This window comes from Mesorhizobium sp. LMG 17147 (assembly GCF_024297145.1).
GTDB lineage: Bacteria > Pseudomonadota > Alphaproteobacteria > Rhizobiales > Rhizobiaceae > Mesorhizobium.
The window spans coordinates 133,979-155,499 of the sequence record NZ_JANCTC010000006.1; the positions used below are offsets into that span (position 1 = coordinate 133,979).

Here is a 21,521-nt window from a genome sequence, read left to right on the forward strand (position 1 = left end):
CTGCCTACTGCCTACTGCCTACTGCCTTACCGCCCGATCAGGGCGCGAGCGATGATGACGCGCATGATCTCGTTGGTGCCTTCGAGGATCTGGTGGACACGCAGGTCGCGCACCAGCTTCTCGATGCCGTAATCGTGCAGATAACCATAGCCGCCGTGCAGCTGCAGGGCGTCGTTGGCGACATTGAAGCCGGTGTCGGTGACGAAGCGCTTCGCCATCGCCGACCATTTTGAGGCATCCGGCGTGTTGCGGTCGAGCTTCGAGGCGGCGGTGTAGAGGAAGACGCGCGCTGCCTGCAATTCGGTCTCCATGTCCGCAAGCTTGAACTGCAGCGCCTGGAACTGGTTGATCTTCGAGCCGAAAGCCTTGCGCTCGGCCGTGTAAGCGAGCGCCTTGTAGAGTGCCGATTGCGCGCCCCCGAGCGAGCAGGCGGCGATGTTCAACCGGCCGCCGTCGAGCCCGGCCATGGCGATGCCGAAGCCGGCGCCTTCTGCCGACAGAAGGTTTTCCGCCGGCACCTTGCAGTCCACGAAGACGACCTGGCGCGTCGACTGCATGTGCCAGCCCATCTTGTGCTCGTTGGCGCCGAAAGAAAGGCCCGGCGCATCGTTCGGCACGACGAAGGTGGAAATGCCTTTCGGCCCGTCGGCGCCGGTGCGCGCCATGACGACATAGAGGTCGCTGTCGCCGGCACCGGAGATAAACTGCTTGGCGCCGTTCAGCACATAGTCGCCGCCGCTCTTTGCCGCGCGCGTCTTCAGCGCCGCCGCATCCGAGCCCGAGCCGGGCTCGGTCAGGCAATAGCTTGCCAGCCATTCCATTGAGGTCAGCTTCGGCAGGAAGCGCCGGCGCTGTTCGTCGCTGCCGAAGCGGTCGATCATAGATGCCGCCATATTGTGGATAGAGATGAAGGCGGAAAACGCCGGATCGGCCCGCGAAAGCGCCTCGAAGATCAGCACGGCGTCGAGCCGGCCGAGCCCCGAGCCGCCGACATCCTCGCGGACATATATGCCTCCAAGGCCGAGCGGGCCCGTCTCGCGGATCACGTCGGCGGGGAAATACTTGTTGCGATCCCAGTCGAGTGCGTTCGGCGCCACACGGTCGGCGGCGAAGGCCTCGGCCATCTCCTGGATGGCGCGCTGGTCCTCGTTGAGTTCGAACTGGCTGGTGCCAGCATCGACAGCGGCGTCCATGGCGTGCTCCCTGACGTTTCCGGCCTGCTGGCCTGTCGTTTTTGGCTTTGCGCGCCGTTCAATCTAGACCAATGATGCCGCCGCGCAACCCGACCCGTCCGCGCAGCCGCTGTGCGCGAATGCGCTTTGGAGCAAAGTGTGACGACAAAATTCGTCGAACTGCTTGGATGCTTCCATGCCTATCTCCAGACGTTCGACGATGCGCTGGTGCGCGACGCCGTTGCCCGGATCGGCTGGGACATGCCAAGCCGGCCGCTCGAACCGCATGCACTGCCTTGTCTCGTCCAGCTCGACCGTATCGTCGAACTCGCTCCCGCTGCGGCCAAGCCGCTGGCGCGGCTGGTTGCGGAGCGTCGCGGCGATCTGCGCTGGGGCCAGACCTATGGCGAAGCGGATTTCGGCAAGGTTTTCATCGACAATTACGGCTGGCTGGAGGTGTTCGGTACGCGCGGCCATTTCGTCAATGAAGAGGTCGCGGCCGGCCTGCTGATCCTTGGACCCGACATCGTCTACCCCGATCACCACCATGTCGCGGAGGAGATCTACATCCCGCTGACCGGCGGCACCGAATGGCGCATGGGCGATGGCGGTTTTCGCCTTCGAGCGCCGGGCGAGGTGATCCACCATGCCTCTGACGTCAGCCACGCCATGCGCACCGGCAAGGAGCCGCTGCTGGCGCTCTATCTCTGGCGCGGCGGGCCACTGGCAGCCAAGTCGACGATCACCGGAACCGTTGCGCAGGGCAGGGACTGATATGGCCAAGGCGATCATGCTGCAGGGCACGGGTTCGGATGTCGGCAAGACGGTGCTCGTCGCCGGTCTGTGCCGCGCGGCCAGGAACCGTGGGCTGAAAGTGCGGCCGTTCAAGCCGCAGAACATGTCGAACAACGCCGCTGTCGCCGATATTCCAGGCGTTTCAGGCGGCGGTGAGATCGGCCGCGCCCAATGGCTGCAGGCGATCGCCTGCGGCGTGGCGCCGACCATCCACATGAACCCGGTGCTCCTCAAGCCGCAGACCGATGTCGGCGCTCAAGTCGTAGTGCAGGGCAAGGTGTTCGGCGAGGCGCGGGCGCGCGACTATCAGGCGCTAAAGGGCAGGCTGATGGATGCGGTGCTGGACTCCTGGGCGACGGTCGGCGAGGGCGCGGACCTGGTCATTGTCGAGGGCGCGGGATCGCCGGCCGAGATCAACCTCAGGAGCCGCGACATTGCCAATATGGGCTTTGCGACGCGCGCCGGCGTGCCGGTGATCCTGGTCGGCGATATCGATCGCGGCGGCGTCATCGCCTCGGTCGCCGGCACCCACCTGATCCTGCCGGACGAGGACCGGCGCATGATCGTCGGCTATCTCATCAACAAGTTCCGCGGCGATGTCTCGCTGTTCGACGATGGCATCGAGGCGATCGAAAGATTCACCGGCTGGCGCTGCTTTGGCGTGGTGCCGTGGCTGAAGGCGGCGGCGCGGCTGCCGTCGGAAGACTCCGTCGTGCTCGAACGGTTGGCGTCCGGTGAGAAGCGCGCGCTGAAGATCGCCGTGCCGGTGCTTTCGCGCATCGCCAATTTCGACGATCTCGACCCGCTCAAGGCCGAACCGCAGGTCGAGGTGGTGTTCGTGCCGCCTGGCCAGCGCCTGCCGCAGGATGCAGGGCTGGTGGTCATTCCCGGCTCGAAGTCGACGATCGGCGATCTCCTGAAATTCCGCGAGAACGGCTGGGACCGCGACCTTGCCGCGCACAGGAAACGCGGTGGCCATATCGTCGGCATTTGCGGCGGCTTCCAGATGCTCGGCCATGTCGTGCGCGATCCCGATGGTATCGAGGGCAGCGTTACCGAGGCGCAAGGCCTCGGGCTGCTCGACGTCGAAACGGTGATGGAGCCGGAAAAGACGGTGCGCAACGTCAGCGCGCGCTCGGTGCAATTCGATCTGCCGCTCGAGGGCTACGAGATCCATCTCGGCCGCACCACCGGTCCGGACACGCTGCGGCCGTCCGCCGTTATCAACGGCGTCGATGACGGCGCTATCTCGGCCGACGGCAAGGTGCTGGGCACCTATATGCACGGGCTGTTTTCCGCCGATGCCTTCCGGGCGAAATTCCTCGAAAGCCTCGGCGTCAAGGGCGGCGGCATCGACTACCGCGCCGAGGTCGAACGGGCACTGGACGAGATCGCCGCCGAGCTGGAAACCCACCTCGACTGCGACGCCCTCTTTGGGCTGGCGCGTTAGCTGGCGGGCTCGTCAGCCTTCGGCCAGTAGGTGCCGAACGACCAGACATTGCCTTCCGGATCGCGGCAGATGAATTCGCGGCTGCCATAGTCGCGGTCGGTGAGTTCTTCCAGAATCTCGGCGCCGGCGGTCTTTGCCCGCGCGTATGCCGCATCTGCGTCAGCGACCGCAACGTAGATCGACTTGCCGCCGCCCGAACCGGGCGCGCCGACCATCTTGCCATAGGCATCGTCGCGCGCCGTGCCGAGCATGATGATCGAGGAGCCGAAAGCGAGTTCGGCATGGTGCACCACGTCGCCTTCGCCATAGCGGGCGCGAAGGCTAAAGCCGAAGGCCTCGCACAGCCAATCGATCATCCTGCCGGCATTCCTGTAGCGCAGCGCCGGATAAAGCCGCGGTGGTTCGGTGATGTTCGGCATGACTGATCTCCTTCAGCGAGTTGGTCGATCAACCCAGTCTGGGCGAAGGCTGGTTGCGCGTCTTGAAGAAATGTTACCTCGCGGCGACAGTGGTCGGCGTGACGCCTGCGAGGTCGCGGAACTCGCGCACCAGATGCGCCTGGTCGGCATAGCCGCAGTCGGCGGCGATGTCGGCCCAATCGCCGTTGGCGTGTCTCGACAGGCCAAGCGCATGGTTGAAGCGGACAATTCGCGATAGCGTTTTTGGGCCGGTGCCGACTGCGTCCGAAAATTTTCCGGCAAGATGCTTGCGGCTCCAGCCAAGCTTTTCGGCCAGCGTCGAGATGCGGGTCCGCCCACGCGTCGAGACGATCGTCTCATAGGCCCAGACCATTTCGGCCTGAGTGCGGTCTGCGGTTGCCAACCGGTCGGCGACGAAGGCCTCGGCGATGGCAAAGCGTGAGCTCCAATCCGGCGCATTGCCAAGCCTTTCGCGAAGCGCGATGCCTTCGACGCCGAGCACGTCATCCAGGCCGACCATGCGGTCGGTCAGTTCGCTCATCGGGCGGCCGAAGAAGCGACGAGCGCCGAGCGGGGTGAAATTGATCTGCACACAGCAGGCGCCGCCGAAGGATTCGATCACCACCGGCCCGGCATAAAGGCCGGCGGCAAAACTGGCGAAGCGGTCATTGTCGCTGGGGTTCCTGCCGAGCCCGATGGCAAAGGGTTCGGCAAAGCTGATGACCAGCGGCACGGTCAGCGAGGCATATTCGATCGCGCGGAAATGGCCTGGCATATTTTCGCGAAAGCCGCACATGTCAGTGACGGCGCCCTGAAGCCGATGGCTCGGCGCGCGCCGCACCATCTCGAACCGATCGAGCTCCGGGCTGTCGTGGCGGCTGCCGTCTTCGCTGGTGGGCATGTGCTTTCCCTGGTCCAGGGATTCTAACAGACCATCCTGCAGAATCAAAAGCGCCCGGCTTTTGGCCGGGCGCTCCGAGTTGCCTGAGATTCTGAATTGTCTGGACCTGTTTAAGCGCCGCGCATCAGGCAGCCGGCGGCCAGCACGATGTAAGCGATGACGACAATCCACACGGAAGCCAAAGGGATAAACGCAAGAACGCCAAGCGCGGCGAGAACGCCGATGATGGCGATGACAAGGGATATGATAAAAATAAGCTGGGTAGGTGCACTGAGATTCATGTCCGTCCCTCCTCAACATGATTCGTACAGCGGCATAGTATCAGTCGCACGGTCACACACCAATGAGCGCAGCGGCTTGCCGGATTGGCCGGCAGCTTTCCGGCGAGAAAACATGCGGCTCCAGCACGCGCACCCCCGTTTGCGCCAGGCCGATTCCGCGCTACCTTCCGAACGAATCGGAAGGGGCTGATGGCGATGGGATTGCTGGACCAGATACGCTCGATTTTCGACGGCGACCCCGGCGTGCGCAAGGTGGCGGACGATCCGGTGCTGTCGGCGGAGCTACTGATGCTGTTCCGCATGATCCTGGCCGATGGTTCGGTCAGCGAAAGCGAAATGACCGCCTTCAGGCGTATCTGCCGGGACGCCTTCGGCATTCCCGAAACCAGCGTCGACAGCGTCATCGAATACCTCAACGAATTCGGCTACGAGACCAACGGCTCCCAAGCCATCGCGCAATTCCGCGACCTCGATGTCGACCGGCGCAAGCTGCTCGCCCGCCACATGGCGGAAATCGCCAAGGCCGATTCGCAACTTGCCGGGAGTGAGATGCAGCTGCTGCGCCGCACGCTCGACCTGCTCGAAATCAGCCCTGCCGATGTGGTCAAGCCGCAAGGCTAACGGTCGCCGCTCACCCCTGTTCCTGCAGTCGTTTCGCGATCGCCCGGTGCAAATCTGGAGCGGCGGCGACCAACGCCTTGGCGGCTGCGGATTGCGGGTGGTCGAGCACTTCGCTCGTCCTGCCGCGCTCGACGATCTTGCCGTCATGCATGACCATCACTTCGTCGGTGATGGCGCGGGCGACGGTCAGATCATGGGTGATGAACAGATAGGCGATACCGAGCTTCTGGTTGAGCTCCGCGAACAAATCGAGGATCTGGGCGCGGATCGAGACGTCGAGCGCCGAGACCGGCTCGTCGGCGACGACCAGCTTCGGCCGCGTAATGATGGCGCGGGCGATCGAAAGGCGCTGACGCTGGCCACCCGAAAACTCATGCGGATACTTGTCCATGTCGCCTGGTGAGAGGCCGACCTCGTGTAGCGCATGCGCCACCATCTCGCGTCGCGCGGCGGGCACCGGCTTCTTCTCCAGCACATGCAGCGGCTCGGCCACCAATCTCTCGACCTTCTGGCGTGGGTCGAACGAACCGTACGGGTCCTGGAACACGACCTGCATGTCGCGCCGTGCCGGCTTCAGCTCCGCCTCGCTCTTGCCGGTGAGGGTATCGCCGCGGAAGCGGATCGCTCCCGATGTCGGCCCGTCCAGCGCCAGGACCATGCGGGCGAGCGTCGACTTGCCGCAGCCGGAACGGCCGACGAGCGCCACCGACTGGCCGGGCGCCATCGAGAACGAGACATCGTCGACGGCGCGGATTGGAGCCGCGCGTTTCAACAGGGATGTGCGCCGCCCCGGATAATCCCGCGTTACGTTCTCTACCTGAAGCAGCGGTTTGGCCGATCCGCTGTCATGCGTTCGAGCCCGCGCCGGCACATGCATGGAGGCCTGCGCCAGCTGTCGCGTGTAGGGATGAAGCTGTTCGGACAGCGTGCGCGCGGTATCGCCGGCCTCCATCACCTCGCCATGGCGCAGGATGATGATGCGGTCCGCCATCTCGGTCACCACTGCGAGGTCGTGCGAGATCAGCAGAAGACCCATGCGGTTTTCCGCTACGAGGTCGCGCAGCAGGTCGAGAATCTGCGCCTGCAGCACCACGTCGAGCGCGGTCGTCGGCTCGTCGGCAATCAGCAGCTTGGGCTTCAGCGCACAGGCAATGGCGATGACGACGCGCTGGCGCTGGCCGCCGGAGAGTTCGTGCGGATAACGCGAGAGCGGGAATTGTGCTGCCGGCAGGCCGACCCGGTCCAGCATTTTTCGCGCCCGTTCCTCAGCGTCGGCTCGGCTCGCCCTGGTATGCCAGCGAATACCTTCGGCGACCTGCTCGCCGATGGTTTTGACCGGATTGAGCGCCGTCATTGGCTCCTGGAACACCATGCCGATGTCGTCGCCGCGCAGCGCGCACATCTGGTCCTCGCTGGCGGCAAGGATGTCGATGCCGTCGAAGGTGATGTGTCCGCTGGTATGCGCTGCCCAAGGCAGAAGCTGCATCACCGTGAGCGCCGTCATCGACTTGCCGGAGCCGGATTCGCCGACCAGCCCCATCACTTCGCCCGGCGCGACGGAAAGTTCGATGTCTCTGAGGATACGGGTGCTGCCGATGGTCAGCGACAGCTTCTCGATTTCGAGCAGGCTCATCGCTGCCGCCGCGATTTCGGATCGAGAATGTCGGCAATGCCGTCGCCAAGCAGGTTCAGGCCAAGCACGGTGACGACGATCGCCATGCCCGGAAAGATCGCCATCCAAGGCGCCACCACCATGCGGGTCTGGGCGTCAAACAGCATGCGGCCCCAGCTCGGCATTGGCGGCTGGGTGCCCAGCCCGACATAGGAAAGCCCGGCTTCGGCCAGTATGCCCAGCGCGAACTGGATGGTGCCTTGCACCAGCAGCAGCGTGGCGATGTTGGGCAGCACATGTTCGATGCTGATTAGCGTCCTGCTCTTGCCGGCGGCGCGGGCGGCGAGGATGAATTCGCGCGGCCAGATCGCCAGGGCGCCGGCCCGGGCGACGCGCGCGAACACCGGGATGTTGAAGATGCCAATGGCAATGATGGCGTTGAACGCGCCCGGCCCGAAGATGGCGGTGATCATAATTGCCGAAAGCAGCGCCGGAAAGGCGAAGACCAAATCGTTCAACCGCATCAGCACGTCGTCGGCGAAGCCGCCGCGCGCCGCGGCAAAGGCGCCGAGCGGTACGCCGACGCCCATGCCGATGCCGACCGCCACCAGCGCCACGGCAATCGAGTTGCGGGCGCCAACCATGATCATCGACAGGATGTCGCGACCGAAATGGTCGGTGCCGAACCAGTGCGCCAGCGACGGCGCCTGGGTCTTGTCGGAAATGACCAGATTGGTGACATCGTAAGGCGTCCAGAAGAACGACAGGATCGCGACCGCCGCCACCAGTGCGGTGATGACGAAGCCGGCAAGGAACGAACGGTTTTTGAACGCCTTGACCAGGATGCCGGCAAGGTTCTCGTCGGGGATGTCGATGTGCAGCGTCATTACCTGCCTCTCAGGCGCGGATCGACCACCGCATAGGAGAGATCGACAATGAAATTGACGACGATGACGGCGGCAACCAGCAGCATGACGACGCTCTCGACCACGATCAGGTCACGCTGATTGATCGCCTGGAACACCAGCCGGCCGAGGCCGGGCAAATAGAAGACGTTCTCGATGATGATGGTACCGGCAAGCAGGAAAGCGAATTGCAGGCCTAGAATGGTGACCACCGGGATCATGGCGTTGCGCAGCGCATGCCGCCACAAGACAAGGCGATAGGGCAGGCCCTTGGCACGGGCGGTTCGGATGTAGTCCTCGTTCAGCACTTCGATCAGCGCCGAGCGGGTGACCCGGGCGAGGATCGCCGCCTGTGGCAGAGCGAGGGCGACCGCCGGCAGAAGCAGCGATTTCAGTGCCGGCAAGACGCCGGCGCTCCAGCCGGGAAAGCCGCCGCCCGGCACCAGCCGCAGCCAGACGGCGAACAGATAAATCAGCATCAGCGCAAACCAGAAATTGGGCACGGCGACGCCAAGCTGGGCGGCACCCATCGCGATCGTGTCGCCGGCCCGGCCGTGCCGGCTGGCGGAAAACAGTCCGACCGGAATGGCAATGATGGTGGACAGCGCCAGCGCCATCAGTGCCAGCGGCAGCGAGACGACGAGGCGCTCACGGACCAGATCGATGACCGGCACCGAATAGGTGTAGGAACGGCCGAAATCGAGGCTCAGCAAGCCGCCGGCCCAATGCAGATAGCGCAGCACGACGGGAGCGTTGAGACCCATCTGGTTGCGCAGCAATTCGATCTGGTCGGCGCTGGCGTTCAGGCCAAGCATCAGCCGTGCCGGGTCGCCGGGAATGATTTCCAGCACGGCAAACACCACCATCGAGGCCAGAACCAGCGTGACGACGGCGATGGCGAGCCGCTTGAGGAGGTAGGCGGTCATGGACGTTGAGGAACCGCTGTGTTGGCGAACGCAAAAACCAGGCGAAGCTTGCGTTCCCGCCCACCCTTTGTGCCGGACATCTCCCCCTCAAGCGGGGAGATTGAGCCCTCATCGCCACTTTCGCTAACCACTAGCGTTGCAAGGACAGAGCCAGCGTGGAAACGGCCAGTCTCCCCCCTTGAGGGGGAGATGTCCGGCAGGACAGAGGGGGGTATGACGGAGTGCAACTTTCGCCCCTTCTGTCAGCGCCTCAATCCGTCCACTTCACCTTGGTCAGGTCGTTGGCCTGGATCGGGGCGTTTTCCCACAGGCCCTGCAGTTTGGCGTCCCAGACGCCGACCTTCGGCAATTCGTACAGGAAGCCGACCACGGCGTCATCTGCCAGGACCTTCTGCGCCTCGCCAAGCAGCGTCGTGCGCTTGGCCTCATCGGAGGTAAGGTTCAGCTCCTCGATGATCTTGTCGAAGGCCGGATTGTCGTAGTTGAAGTAATAGTCCTTACGCGAATAGATATCGATGTCGTTGGGCTCGGTATGGGAAACGATGGTCAGGTCGTAATCCTTCTTGGTGAAGACCTGGTCCAGCCATTGCGCCCATTCAACCGGTATGATCTCGAGATCGACGCCGATTTCGCGAAGCTCGGAGGCGATGATCTCGCCACCGAGCCGCGCGTAGGAGGGTGGCGGCAGCTTGAGCGTCGCCTTGAAGCCATTCTCCAGGCCGGCTTCCTTCAGCAATTCCTTGGCCTTCTCCACATTGTGCGGATAGAGGCCGGTGAGGTCGACATAGGCCTTGCTGGCGGGCGACATGTGCGAGCCGATCGGCACGCCGAGGCCGGCCGAGGCGCCGTCGATGATCGCCTTGCGATCGAGCGCAAAGGAAATCGCCTGCCTGACCTGTAGCTTGTCGAACGGCGGCTTCTTGTTGTTGATCGACAGGATGGTTTCACCCTCGGTCGAGCCGATCACCACCTTGAAGCGTGGGTCGTCCTTGACCTGGGCGACGCTGTCGGGGTCGAAGAACGGAAAGGCCTGAACGTCGCCGGAAAGCAGCGCCGGAACGGCGGCGGCGGCATCCGGAATGATGCGGAACTCGGCCTTGTCGAGGAATACCGGGGCGCCCCAGTAATTGTCCGACTTGACCAGCGTGATCGATGAGCCCTTGGCCCAGTTCTGGAACTTGAATGGGCCGGTGCCAACAGGCTTTTCCTTGTTGGTGTCGGCTGTCTCAGGCGCCACGATAACCGCGTCGCCCCAGCCCATATTGTACAGGAACGAGCCTTGCGGGTTCTTCAGCGTGACCTTTACCGTCGCGGGATCGACAACCTCGACCTTGTCGATGGCGGCAAACAGGCCCTTTTGCGCGTTGACGGAATTTTCGGCGCGGGCACGGTCGAGCGAGAATTTCACGTCGTCGGCGTTGAAGTCGGTGCCGTCATGGAATTTCACGCCGGTATGCAGCTTGAAAATGTAGACCTTGCCGTCGTCGGAAATGCTCCAGCTTTCCGCGAGATCGGGCAGCACCTCGCCGTTCGGGCCGATGCGGGTCAGCCCCTCGAAGACATTGGCATAGAGTACCTCGTCGATTGCCGCGGCGGCACCCGCGGTCGGGTCGAGATGCGGGGGTTCGAGCGTAATGCCGATGACCAGGTCGGTGCGCGCGGCCATCGCCGAGGTTCCGGCGGCCAACGCCAGCGCCGCGGCGGCCAGAATGGTTTTCCACAATTTCATCGTGCAACTCCCCAAATCTAAAACACCTGCTCAAACCCGGCCGGATAGAAGCGTGAATTCGCCGCCGAGTAAATTGCGTTTCGTACCGTCGGCGATCGCCGGGAGGAATGTTTTTTCGCCCATGGCCGGATCATCGCGGGCCGGCGTCCCTCAGCAGAACGTCGAGGCCGATCGCCATCACCTTTGCCGAGTCCAGCATGTCGGCAATGCCGACCCATTCATCGGGCCGGTGGGCGAGATCGAGGATGCCCGGGCCATAGGCGATGCAGTCATAGATGTGGCCGATACGGGCGATGTGCTTCTGGTCGTAAGTGCCGGGCGAAATCACGTAATCCGGTTCGCGGTCGAATATCTCCATGATGCCTTGCGCGACCGCCTTAACCACCGGCGCGTCGCGCTCGGTCATCAGCGGCAGCACCTCCATCAGATCGCGGATTTCGTAGTCGAACTTTTTGCGCTCGCGCTTCAGCCGTTCGAGGATATCGGTCACCTCGCTCTTGACCGTAGCGAGATCCTCTTCGAGCAGGAAGCGGCGGTCGATGGTCAGCCGGCAGGAATCGGGCACGTTGGGCGAGGGCAGGCCGGGCCGGAAATCCTCCGTCTGGCCGCCATGGACCGAGTTGATGTTCATGGTTGAGCGTCTCGCGCCTTCGGGCACGACCGGCATGCGCGTCATCTTGCGATCGAGCGCCGGAAACAATTCGTCCTCGAAGGCGCGCAGCACGGCGCCCATATGGCGCACCGCATTGTCGCCGAGGAACGGCATCGAGCCGTGCGCGATCTCGCCCCTGGTCTCGATCTCCGCCCACCAGACGCCGCGATGGCCAAGGCAGATGCGATCCTTGTTGAGCGGTTCGGGAATGATGACGTGGTCGACCTTCGGCCTGGAGAAATAGCCGAGCTTGGCCAGATGCGCGACGCCGCCAAAGCCGCCGGACTCCTCGTCGACCGTGCCTGAAATCTCGATGGCGCCCGGGAAATCGGGAAAGACCTCCATGAAGGCTTCAGCGGCGATGATCGAGGCGGCAAGCCCGCCTTTCATGTCGCAAGCGCCGCGGCCATAGACCTTGCCATCTTTGACGATGCCGGCGAACGGATCGAGGCTCCAGCCGTCGCCGGGCTCGACGACGTCGATATGCGAATTGAAGTGCACGCAAGCACCCGCCGCCCGGCCATCGAAGCGGGCGACGACGTTGACGCGCGGGTAACGGTCAGTGTCGCCAGGCGTGCCCTCGGCACGGATGAAGTCGATCTCAAAACCACGCTTCTTCAGCCGCGCGCCGATATATTCGGCACATGGCCGATAGGCTTCGCCGGGCGGATTGATGGTCGGAAAGCGGATCAGATCCGCAGTCAGTGCAACCAGATCATCGGCTCGGTCCTCGATAGCCTTGAGGAGCCGTTTGTTCGGTTCGTTCATTCGGCGAATTGAGCAGCGGATGAGGGGGTTTTGCAAGCCCGATGGCGAATTGCCAGGCGATTGCGTGTCGTTACGGCAACTATTGCGGGAAATCGTTCAAATTCGCTGCTTGGGATTGGTGAAATCGTCAGGGAGTAAGTGTTAGCTCGCTGGCTTGCCATCAAAACGCTGGAGAACAGCGTGAGGGCAGGCAGGCAAGGGGCATCAAAGGGGTTTGATAGCATGAAAAACACTGTTCTCATGGCAGCGGCATTAGTAGCGATGCTGTTCGGTTCGTCGTTCGAGAGCCGTGCGGCCAGCCTGGTCGCGAACATCGATATTTCCTCACAGACGATGACGGTAAGATACGGGCTGTCGTATTACCGGTGGAGCGTTTCCACCGCCCGCAAAGGCTACATCACGCCACGCGGCAGCTATCGTCCACAGCGGACGGCCCGGATGTGGTATTCGCGCAAATACGACATGTCGCCGATGCCCTATTCGGTGTTCTTCCGCGGCGGCTATGCCATCCACGGCACCGGCGCGATCCGGCAATTGGGGCGCCCGGCATCGCATGGCTGTGTGCGCCTTCACCCCAGCAACGCGGCCGCATTCTATTCGATGGTGCGCAAAGCCGGCTTCGGCAATACGCGAATCCTCGTGACGAATTAGGGTCTGCTCCCCGGCCCGCAACAAAAAACCCGCCGGAGCGGCGGGTTCGTCGGGGCCAAATAGCACCATAACTAAATTTGTAGCATAGCTGCCGGCACAAAGCAAGAACAAAATACGTCAGTAGCGGAAAACGCTTGCTATGGTTTCCGCTCAAGCGGCTTTGTCGCGCATTGTCGCCGGCCGACGCTTTTTGCGCTTGCTGATCTCCCAGCGCTTGTGGAACCACATCCACTGGCCGGGGTCTTCGCGCACCCAGCGCTCGACGACGTCGTTGAGCAGCTGGGTGGTGGCGGGGACGTCGACACTGCCGCCGGCGGTGCGCGGCAAGGTGAGCTTGTCCTCGATCTCGAGCCGGAAACGATTGTTCGGCAAGCGCACGCAGCGCGCCGGGTAGACATCGCAATCGTAGTGCCGCGCCAGGGTGCCGAGGACCCGGTTGCTCTCGCAGGGGCGGCCGAAGAATGTCGTCTCGAGCCCGCCGGTGAATTTCTGGTCTACCAGCACGCCGATATTGCCGCCCTTCTCCAGGACGGCCGCAAGCGCAAACGAGGCACCGGTCGAAGACGGCAGCAGCGATCCCATGCTCGAGCGGCGGGTCGAGAGGATGTAGTCGGCGAGGTAAGGGTTGTTGGGCGGGCGAAACAGCGCCGTGATGTTCATGCCGAAAGTCGCCGCCGCCACCGGCAGCAGCTCGAAATTGCCGAGATGCCCGGTGAAGACGATATGCGGCTTGTCCTCGCCCGCGATGCGCACGAAATGCTCCACGCCCTTGACCTCGACACGGCCCGGCTTCGTCGCAGCGGGATCGTAGTCGAACAAAGCATCGAGAAAGATGTATTCGGCGGCCAGGCGGGCCATGTTGCCCCACATGTCGGAAGCGATCGCTTCGATCTCGGCATCGCTTTTTTCCGGATAGGCCTGGCGCAGATTGTCGACCGCAACCTGATGGCGCGCCACCCAAGGGCCGATGCGGCGGGCGGCGCGGTCGGCGAAATTGAGCGCGCTGTCGGGCGGCAGCAGGCGCAGCGCGGAGATGATGATCATCGCGACCCGCGCGACCAGCCAGTAGTTGAACTGGCGAAGCCGCCTGCCATAGCGGAATCCCAGGTCCCTTCGGATCTTCTTGAAGGCGTTGCCGATCATTCTCAGCCGACGCGCAGGATGATCTTGCCGAAGACGTCGCGGCCTTCCATGCGTTTCAGCGCCGCATCGATGCCGTCGAAGCCGACCTCGGTGTCGATCACCGGCGCGACCAGGCCCGCCGCCATCTTCTGCATGGCGTCGGCCATGTTTTCCATGCGGCAGCCGAACGAGCCGAGCAGCTTCAGCTGCTGCTGGAACAACTGCATCAAATTGATCTGCGTCGACACGCCGGAGGTCGAGCCACAGGTGACCAGCCGGCCGCCGCGTTTGAGGCACAGCATGGACGCGGCAAAGGTGTCGGCGCCGACATGCTCGAACACCACGTCGACGCCCTTCTTCTTGGTCAGCTTGCGCACGACGCCCTCGAAGCGGTCGTCGCGGTAATTGATGACGTGGTCGGCGCCGAGCGCCTTGGCCTTGTCGATCTTGTCGTTCGAGCCGACGGTGGTGATGACCGTGCAGCCCATCTTCTTGGCCAGCTGAATGGCGGCGGAGCCGATCCCGGAGCCGCCGGCATGGACCAGTATCGTCTCGCCGGGCTGCAGCCGGGCATTGTCGAACAGCATGTGCTCGACCGTGCCGAAGGTGACAGGCGCCACCGCCGCGCCGATTTCGCTCACGCCTGGCGGGGCGGGGACCAGAAGGCGCGCCGGCAGGTTGATCTTTTCCTGCGCAAAGCCGTCGAGATGGAAGCCGTGGACGCCCGAAACATGCTCGCAGAGATTGTCACGGCCTTCGCGGCAGGCGCGGCAAAGCCCGCAGGTGCGGGCGCCATAGATCGACACCAGCTGCCCGGGCACAAGGCTGGAAACGCCGGGGCCGACCGCCTCGACCTCGCCGGAGGCCTCGGCGCCGACGACCAGCGGCAGCTTGCGTTTGGCGAAGGCCATGCCCCGCCAGCCCCAGACATCGATGTGGTTCAGCGCCACGGCCTTGATGCGCAGTGTCACCTCGCCGAGCGAGGGCGGCGGCGGTGGCGGCAGGTCCACCGTTTCAAGCCGGCGATCCTCGATAAGTTGCAATGCGCGCATGGTGCCTGTCGGTTCAGTCCGGCTGAAAAAGGTCGCTTAGACCGGTTCCCGCGCCATGACAAGGCAGGTGTTCTGGCCGCCGAAGCCGAAGGAGTTCGACAGGACCGTGCCGACCTCGGCGTTGCGCTTGGCGTTCGGCACCACGTCGAGCACGATCGCCGGGTCGGGATTGTCATAGTTGATGGTCGGCGGAATGACGCTTTCACGCATCGTCATCAGCGAAAATGCGGCCTCGACGGCACCGGCAGCCGATAGGGTGTGGCCAATCATCGACTTGTTCGACGAGACCGGCATCGATGAGATCCGCTCGCCGAATACCGTCGACAGCGACAAGTGCTCCATCTTGTCGTTTTCGGGCGTCGAGGTGCCATGGGCATTGACATAATCGATCCCGTCCTCGCTCAAGCCGGCATCGGCAAGAGCGGCGCGCACCGCCGCGATCGCCGGCGAACCGTCCGGCTTGGAGCGGGTGCGATGGAAGTCGTCGGCCTTTTCGCCGCAGCCGCGCAATATACCGAGAACGGTGGCGCCGCGGGCAAGTGCTGCCTCCAGTGATTCCAGCACAAGGGCGCCCGAGCCTTCGGCCAGCACGAAGCCGTCGCGGTCCTTGGAGAAGGGTTTTGAGGCCTTTTCGGGGATGTCGTTATGGGTGGAGAGCGCGGACAGAAGCGAGAAGCGGATCAGCGCCTCGGCGGTTGCCGAGCCGTCGGCGCCGATCGACAGCGCCCTGTCGCATTCGCCGCGGCGGATCGCCTCGACACCGAGCTGGATCGCCGTGGCGCCCGAAGCGCAGGCGGTCGACAGCGTGATCGGCAGGCCACGCGTGCCGAAACGGTCGGCAAGCCGGTCGGCGATCGAGCCGAACTGGGTGGTCTCGAAGATGTCGAGTTCCCTGAGGCCGCGCGCTACCCGCAGCAGCCTCTCTGCACCGGTGTCGTGCGTGTCGGAATTGTAGAGCGAAAAGCGCTCGCTCCAGTCGAGCTCGACCGGCGGCGAAGCGAGGAAGAGCGGTCCGCCGAAATCGCCGGCATCGAGGCCGGCCTCCGACATCGCTTCCTGGGCGGCGGTTTCGGCAAGCTCATAGGTGAGAAGACTGGCGCCCTTGGAACTCGACGGCAGAAAATCGACCATGCCGGAGATGCGGGTGTTGAGATGATCGACCGGGAAGCGGGTGATCGGATGGATGCCGGATTTGCCTGACGTAAGTGCCGCCCAATTGTCGGCTTTTCCGACACCGAGCGACGTCACCACGCCGATGCCGGTGACCGCGACGATAGGCCTGCCCATATGGTCGTTCAGATTGGCCATTTGTTGTCCAAAAACCTGTTTCTCTTGCAGTAATCGGATCGCCCGAAAACCGCATCACGATTTCGGTCCGATGCTCTAGGCGGCTTTGATCAGCGCCATGCCCTCGAATTGGTGATAGCCGATCGCCGTTGCAAGGACGGTCTTCGGGACGCCGGCAAACGGTTTTTCGACTGTGGCGTCGAAGACAGGGTAGGCCGCCTTGCGGTCGACAGCCAGGGCCGCCAGCGCAACGGCAAAGGGGAACTGCGCTTCCTTCAGGTGGCCGGTCAGCGTGGAAAAGCCGCGTGCGGCGATCGCCGGATTGGCCTCGAGTGCCGATTTCTCGGCGGCGGTCGCGGCATGGGCGCCCGAAGCGCCGGAGATCGCCAGCAGTTCGCCGTCCGGCAATGCGGCTTGCTTCAACAGCGCGGCGATCTCACCGTCGAGTTCGCCCCGTCGGCGCCTGGCACGACCGGACAGGACCGGGCCGAGTTCCGCGTAGATCTTCCGGCCACGGCGTTCCGCGTGCTCGCGCTGCTCCAGGACGAGAAACGCACCGCCGGATCCGGTCACCACACCGCCGCCTTCGGCGCCTTGCCTCTGCCAGACCGGCCGCCACGCGCCGCGATGCAGGTAGCCGGCCAGTTCATAGCCGAGCAGCATGTCGGAATGTTCGGTCTGAAAAGCGCCGCCGACCAGTATATGCGTCGACTGGCCGGAGCGGATGCGCGCGGTCGCCGTCTCGACCGCGGCAACGCCCGCACCTTCCTCGCCCATGAAGGTGCGCGACGACCCCGTCACCTTGTGGACGATCGAGATGTTGCCGGCGAGCAGGTTGGAAAGCTGTGCCAGAAACAGCGTCGGGCGCAATTCCGTGGTCAGCTTCTCGTTAAGCAGCACGTCGCGGTCATTGCGGCTTTCCGATGCCGCGAGAATGGCCGCATCGACCGCCTCGTCGCGCTCGCCGCCGCCGGCGGCCACCACCATGTCCATGGTCGCGCAGAGTTCGTCATTGCCCTTGATGCCGGCATCGTCGAGCGCAAGGCCGGCCGCATAGGTGCCGAGCCTCTGCCAGGTCTCCATCTGCCGCTGGTCGCCGCGCTTGGCGATCTGCAGGTTCCAGTCGATCTCCGGCAGCGGATGGACCGTATAGGGCGAGAAGCGCGAGGCCTCCAGAACCGGCTCAAGGCGCGGCTGGACAAGCTTTTGCCAATGCGCATCCGGACCCTCGCCCAGCGACGAGACAAGGCCGATGCCTGATATGACGACGTCGTGGGGGTTCATTGGGGGCTGTTGTGGGTCGGGCGCGTCAGGCGCTGTGTTCACGCGGCGTTCTTGGCGGCGACGAGCGCGTCGATCTTGGCGCACAGGTTCTTCATGACGAAATAGTCGTCGGTCGAAGCCTTGCCGTCGTTGACCTCCTGCGTCCACTTTTCCAGCGGCACCTTGATGCCGAATTCCTTGTCGATGGCAAAGACGATGTCGAGGAAGTCGAGGCTGTCGATGCCGAGATCGTCGATGGTGTGGCTTTCGGGCGTGATCGTCTCGATATCGATCTCGCTGGTGTCGGCGATGATCTTGGCGACTTTGTCGAACGTGGTGGACAAGGGCTTTTCCTTCGATTGCGGGCGGAATCTGTCCGCATGTGTTTGGCGCTGTCTAATCGGTTTTTCCGGGCAGGAAAAGGCCTGATGCGCCGACCGCAGCTGGGATTGATGTTCTGGCAGAGCAATAGGGGTCGCTGGCAACCCCTCCCGGCGATATGCCCAAACCGTCCCATCTCTGGTCATTGCGTGTACCAATGTACCACGAAGATCTATGACTACAGAAACGCTCGCAGACCGGGTGCGCCTGGAAAAACGATTGGCGAAGGTGCTCAAGGCCTTGGCTGAGCATCGCGACATGAGCCTGGGTGGACGGCTGGCGCATCGCATCCGCTATGTTCGCGTTACGCCGGATTCGCGTTTCGGATTTGTCGAGGTGGCCTGCCGACCGACACTAACGGAGGCACGGAGGCGTCGATTACCTATGCGTTCACGGCCTTGAGCCCGGCAGGAGCATCGTATCTGTCCGAACTGACGCGTTCGCGGACATGATCGAGGGATGGAAGCTCCGTGTCGACGCTTGGCTGGTAGCGGTGAAAATCTGACGCCAGGTAACTTAAACGAATTGCCACCAAGGGTGGAATGTTACCTTCGTCTCGTAGATGGGAACCAGCAAGTAGCGGACAAAGCTGTCGCTCAGTGAGTTTTCCTTCGTTCTGTGCCTTGATGGGACAATTCCTCGCCGCTGATCGGAGCAACACCCGTGGCCATTCATTCCTTCCACATTAACATCCCGGATGAACAGATCGAGTACCTACAGCGTCGTATCCAAGCGACAAGATGGCCGTCGTCGATCTTCGCATACGGATGGGAGGACGGTACTGACGTTGATTTCCTCAGTAAGCTTTCACGTTACTGGCAATACGATTTCAGGTGGCGCGATCACGAAAAACGTCTGAACCTGTTGCCTCAGTTTAGGGTCACGATAGACGGGTGCGACATCCATTTCGTTCACCAGAAAGGAAAGGGGTCAGCGCCCTTGCCGTTGATCCTCACTCATGGCTGGCCCGGCTCCTTCGCCGAGTTCGAGCATGTCATTCCGCTGCTCACGGATCCTGCCAAATACGGCGGGGATGCCGATGACGCCTTCGATGTCGTCGCACCGTCGCTTCCGGGTTTCGGCTTCTCGTCCCCGCCGCGTCAGGCCGGCGTTAGCTCAAAGCATGTCGCGAAACTGTGGCGGGGGCTGATGCGCGAACTGGGATATGATCGCTTCGCCGCACAAGGTGGCGACATCGGCGCCGGAGTCTCGACCTGGCTCGCTCGGCTTTACCCAGAGGACCTTATCGGATTGCACCTGAATTACATTCCAGGCAGTTTCCGCCCGACCCTCGGTCGCGGCGACCCACCTGTCACGCCGGAGGAGAAGGCATTCCTCGACAGTGCGGCGAATTTCGCCGCGACGGAGGGGGCCTACGCTTTTCTGCAGGGGACCAAGCCCCAGACGCTAGCCTTTGCACTGACAGATTCCCCAATCGGGCTAGCCGCATGGATTGCCGAGAAGTTCCGCAGTTGGAGCGACTGCGAAGGCGAACTCGAACGCGCCATCCCTCTAGACACGCTGCTTACCGACATCTCGCTCTACTGGTTCGGTAACACGATCGAGGCCTCGCTCCGGATTTACAAAGAGAACCGGCTCTGCCCCCTGATCTTTGGGCCAAGAGAGCGAATAACACCGCCCCTCGGCGTTGCAGTCTTCCCTCGAGAGCTTCCTATGCCACCTCGCTCCTGGGTCGAGCGAGTCTTCCGCGTCCAGCGCTGGACCGACATGCCGAAAGGAGGACATTTCGCGGCGATTGAGCAACCCGAACTCCTGGTCGAGGACATCCGGGCGTTTTTTCGGCCGCTGAGGCTCCGGCCGGCAAAGTAGAGGAGGAAAACCTCGCCCGTTGTCACGGCTCGGAAGTCCTGATGAGACGCAGTCAGAAAGTGACGCGGCCGAGTACCCGCAGGCCGTCGCCCTGCGGCTCGACGACCACGGCCTCGCCTTCACGCGGCGAGATCCCGGTCAATTCCTTGATGTTTTCGAGATGCGTGACCATGACCAGATTGTCGGAGCCGGAATAGCCGCGGATCTCGGCAAGGATCGCGGCAATCTGGTCGGCCTTTTCCTTTTCGTCGGTCTTCAGCAGGTCAAGCGGTGCGAACGGCTCCGGCTCGCTTTCGAAAGCGATGCGGGCGGTCTCGAGGCAGCGGCAATAGCGGCTGGACAGCACGCGCTCGACCGGTGCGGCGCGGGCGCCAAACAGCGCGCCGATCTTGCGCGCCTGTTGCTTGCCGCGCTCAGAGAGATTGACCTGGGTCGCGCATTTGCCGAGGTCGAAATTGGCGGCATCGGTGGTGCCGGTGACCATGGCATGGCGAAGCAGGACCACATGCCCGCCGTCGCGCAGCAGCGCCCAGCCGGCTTCCGTCGCATGGGCTGTGGCGGAAACGGCAAGCAACAGCAGCGCCAGCACAAATCGAAGCATCAGACGTCCTTTTCGGGTGACCGGCAGGCAGGTCCCCGGTGACCGGCATATAGGGACGGCAAAGCCGGCTGAAAGACAAGCCGCGTGCAACCTGCGGCCGAGACGCCTATTTCTTCGCTATCTGCTTCTTCACCAGATCGATCTTGCGGTCGGTCAGCGGGATAGGGGGTGTGTAGCCGGCTTCGGTAAAGCCCTGCTTGGCGTTCTCGAAGAATTCGATCGCCTTTTGGTATTCGGCATTGCCGCCGCCATAGCTGCCGCGGTTCCAGTGGACGTCGCCGAGATTGTTCTGCTCGAAGGCCCATTGCATCGGCTGGCCTTCGCGGGTGAAGACCTTGAGCGTCGCCTCGAAGGCGGCTTCGGCTTCGTCCAGATATTTGCCGGTCCGTTCGAGATTGCCGAGATTGATCAGGCAAAGCCGATCACCGTCCCCAGATTTTCCGTCGCGGTAACGTTCGCCAGTGCCCTGGCGCCGCGCACCGGTTCCAATCCGCCGGCGCTGATCGGCGAGGCCGAGGCCGTCTGCGCTCGGCGCAGCACCGCATCCGCCGGGAAACGGGTTGGTGCGGCAGGCATCGAGCAGCATGATCGTTACCGGCACGGTCGTCTTCAATTCGTCCATGACGGCGGAGATCGGCACCAGGGCCTGATCGGCGTCCTTCAGTGAAGAGACGTCGGCGTCGACCGGCATCAGATAGTTTTCGCCGCCGGCCTCGATGCCGTGGCCGGAATAGTAGATCAAGGCGACGTCGGCGTCCTCGGCATCCTCGGCGAAACGCTCGAGGTCGCGCTTCAGCTTTGCCGCGTCGCGGTCGGTGACGCTGCGTGCGTCGAAGCCGAGATCGGTCAGCATCTTGGCGATGTCGCAGGCGTCGTTGGCGGGGTTGGGAAGAGCCGCTATGTGTTGGTATTTCGACTGGCCGACAATCAGCGCCACGCCCTTGAGGCTCGCCGGCTCAGCGGCATGAGCCGAGGTCACCACGAGGCAAAGCATGGCGCCGACGAAAGCCGTCAGCCACGCCTGCTTGAAGAAGTGCTGATTTCCGACAAGGCCCATTCGCCGCGTGTCCCCCGACAGCCCTGTATAGCGCTGGCATCCAACC

21 protein-coding genes are annotated in these 21,521 nt (G+C 63.2%); 5 read left to right on the top strand and 16 right to left on the bottom strand.

Annotated features, from left to right (window positions below; genetic code table 11):
• Positions 1-26: 26 nt before the first annotated feature.
• The gene (locus NMG46_RS13775) at positions 27-1,193 is read right to left on the bottom strand and encodes an isobutyryl-CoA dehydrogenase (protein WP_254818190.1); all 1,167 of its coding nucleotides are present in this window, start codon (positions 1,191-1,193) and stop codon (positions 27-29) included.
• Between the two features lie 138 nt (positions 1,194-1,331).
• Here NMG46_RS13775 and NMG46_RS13780 point away from each other — a divergent pair, with 138 nt between their 5' ends.
• Entirely contained in the window at positions 1,332-1,946 is a 615-nt protein-coding gene (locus NMG46_RS13780) for a dimethylsulfonioproprionate lyase family protein (protein WP_254818191.1), read from the top strand.
• A 1-nt stretch (position 1,947) separates the two neighbouring features.
• A complete protein-coding gene (locus NMG46_RS13785) occupies positions 1,948-3,417 on the top strand; it encodes a cobyric acid synthase (RefSeq protein ID WP_254818192.1) in 1,470 nt (489 codons plus the stop codon).
• Here the strand turns inward: NMG46_RS13785 and NMG46_RS13790 are convergent.
• The 3 genes from NMG46_RS13790 to NMG46_RS13800 all read right to left on the bottom strand — a co-directional run bounded on the left by NMG46_RS13790 (position 3,414) and on the right by NMG46_RS13800 (position 5,018).
• Complete coding sequence (locus tag NMG46_RS13790) at positions 3,414-3,836, bottom strand: VOC family protein (RefSeq protein WP_254818193.1); 423 nt, start codon at positions 3,834-3,836, stop codon at positions 3,414-3,416. The two genes, NMG46_RS13785 and NMG46_RS13790, sit on opposite strands and share 4 nt — an antisense overlap.
• 73 nt (positions 3,837-3,909) lie before the next feature.
• Positions 3,910-4,737: an AraC family transcriptional regulator gene (locus NMG46_RS13795; protein WP_254818194.1), complete on the bottom strand. Its 828-nt coding sequence runs from the start codon at positions 4,735-4,737 to the stop codon at positions 3,910-3,912.
• A 110-nt stretch (positions 4,738-4,847) separates the two neighbouring features.
• Positions 4,848-5,018, bottom strand: coding sequence for a hypothetical protein (locus NMG46_RS13800; RefSeq protein WP_254818195.1), 171 nt, complete (start codon positions 5,016-5,018; stop codon positions 4,848-4,850).
• Positions 5,019-5,207: 189 nt separating this feature from the next.
• Here NMG46_RS13800 and NMG46_RS13805 point away from each other — a divergent pair, with 189 nt between their 5' ends.
• Positions 5,208-5,639: a TerB family tellurite resistance protein gene (locus tag NMG46_RS13805; RefSeq protein WP_254818196.1), complete on the top strand. Its 432-nt coding sequence runs from the start codon at positions 5,208-5,210 to the stop codon at positions 5,637-5,639.
• A gap of 10 nt (positions 5,640-5,649) precedes the next feature.
• On the opposite strand, the gene NMG46_RS13810 is transcribed toward NMG46_RS13805, so the two are convergent.
• From NMG46_RS13810 to NMG46_RS13830, 5 genes are all read right to left on the bottom strand, one after another.
• Complete coding sequence (locus NMG46_RS13810; protein ID WP_254818197.1) at positions 5,650-7,272, bottom strand: ABC transporter ATP-binding protein; 1,623 nt, start codon at positions 7,270-7,272, stop codon at positions 5,650-5,652.
• Positions 7,269-8,138, bottom strand: coding sequence for an ABC transporter permease (locus NMG46_RS13815; protein WP_254818198.1), 870 nt, complete (start codon positions 8,136-8,138; stop codon positions 7,269-7,271). Before NMG46_RS13815 ends, NMG46_RS13810 begins: the two co-directional genes overlap by 4 nt.
• Positions 8,138-9,082: an ABC transporter permease gene (locus tag NMG46_RS13820; RefSeq protein ID WP_254818199.1), complete on the bottom strand. Its 945-nt coding sequence runs from the start codon at positions 9,080-9,082 to the stop codon at positions 8,138-8,140. The genes NMG46_RS13815 and NMG46_RS13820 overlap by 1 nt, the downstream gene beginning before the upstream one ends.
• 250 nt (positions 9,083-9,332) lie before the next feature.
• Positions 9,333-10,811 (bottom strand): ABC transporter substrate-binding protein, encoded by a 1,479-nt coding sequence (locus NMG46_RS13825; protein WP_254818200.1) that lies wholly within the window; start codon positions 10,809-10,811, stop codon positions 9,333-9,335.
• A gap of 130 nt (positions 10,812-10,941) precedes the next feature.
• Positions 10,942-12,231, bottom strand: coding sequence for an acetylornithine deacetylase/succinyl-diaminopimelate desuccinylase family protein (locus tag NMG46_RS13830; protein ID WP_254818201.1), 1,290 nt, complete (start codon positions 12,229-12,231; stop codon positions 10,942-10,944).
• Positions 12,232-12,453: 222 nt separating this feature from the next.
• Here NMG46_RS13830 and NMG46_RS13835 point away from each other — a divergent pair, with 222 nt between their 5' ends.
• A complete protein-coding gene (locus NMG46_RS13835; RefSeq protein WP_254818202.1) occupies positions 12,454-12,882 on the top strand; it encodes a L,D-transpeptidase in 429 nt (142 codons plus the stop codon).
• A gap of 150 nt (positions 12,883-13,032) precedes the next feature.
• Here the strand turns inward: NMG46_RS13835 and NMG46_RS13840 are convergent, their stop codons facing one another.
• From NMG46_RS13840 to NMG46_RS13860, 5 genes are all read right to left on the bottom strand, one after another.
• Positions 13,033-14,025 (bottom strand): lipid A biosynthesis lauroyl acyltransferase, encoded by a 993-nt coding sequence (locus tag NMG46_RS13840; RefSeq protein WP_254818203.1) that lies wholly within the window; start codon positions 14,023-14,025, stop codon positions 13,033-13,035.
• A 2-nt stretch (positions 14,026-14,027) separates the two neighbouring features.
• Positions 14,028-15,056 carry a zinc-binding dehydrogenase gene (locus NMG46_RS13845; RefSeq protein WP_254818204.1) on the bottom strand — a complete coding sequence of 343 codons (1,029 nt, stop codon included), beginning with the start codon at positions 15,054-15,056 and terminating at the stop codon, positions 14,028-14,030.
• 36 nt (positions 15,057-15,092) lie between these two features.
• Entirely contained in the window at positions 15,093-16,364 is a 1,272-nt protein-coding gene (locus NMG46_RS13850) for a beta-ketoacyl-ACP synthase (RefSeq protein WP_254818205.1), read from the bottom strand.
• A gap of 75 nt (positions 16,365-16,439) precedes the next feature.
• Positions 16,440-17,627, bottom strand: a complete 1,188-nt coding sequence (locus NMG46_RS13855) for a beta-ketoacyl-ACP synthase (RefSeq protein ID WP_254818206.1) — start codon at positions 17,625-17,627, stop codon at positions 16,440-16,442.
• Positions 17,628-17,665: 38 nt separating this feature from the next.
• On the bottom strand, positions 17,666-17,950 hold the full coding sequence (locus NMG46_RS13860) for an acyl carrier protein (RefSeq protein WP_254818207.1): 285 nt from the start codon (positions 17,948-17,950) through the stop codon (positions 17,666-17,668).
• Between the two features lie 700 nt (positions 17,951-18,650).
• Here NMG46_RS13860 and NMG46_RS13865 point away from each other — a divergent pair.
• Positions 18,651-19,817: an epoxide hydrolase family protein gene (locus tag NMG46_RS13865; RefSeq protein ID WP_254818208.1), complete on the top strand. Its 1,167-nt coding sequence runs from the start codon at positions 18,651-18,653 to the stop codon at positions 19,815-19,817.
• Between the two features lie 52 nt (positions 19,818-19,869).
• Here the strand turns inward: NMG46_RS13865 and NMG46_RS13870 are convergent, their stop codons facing one another.
• On the bottom strand, positions 19,870-20,418 hold the full coding sequence (locus tag NMG46_RS13870; protein WP_254818209.1) for a histidine phosphatase family protein: 549 nt from the start codon (positions 20,416-20,418) through the stop codon (positions 19,870-19,872).
• Between the two features lie 106 nt (positions 20,419-20,524).
• The gene (locus tag NMG46_RS13875; protein WP_254818210.1) at positions 20,525-21,475 is read right to left on the bottom strand and encodes a caspase family protein; all 951 of its coding nucleotides are present in this window, start codon (positions 21,473-21,475) and stop codon (positions 20,525-20,527) included.
• Positions 21,476-21,521: the final 46 nt, after the last annotated feature.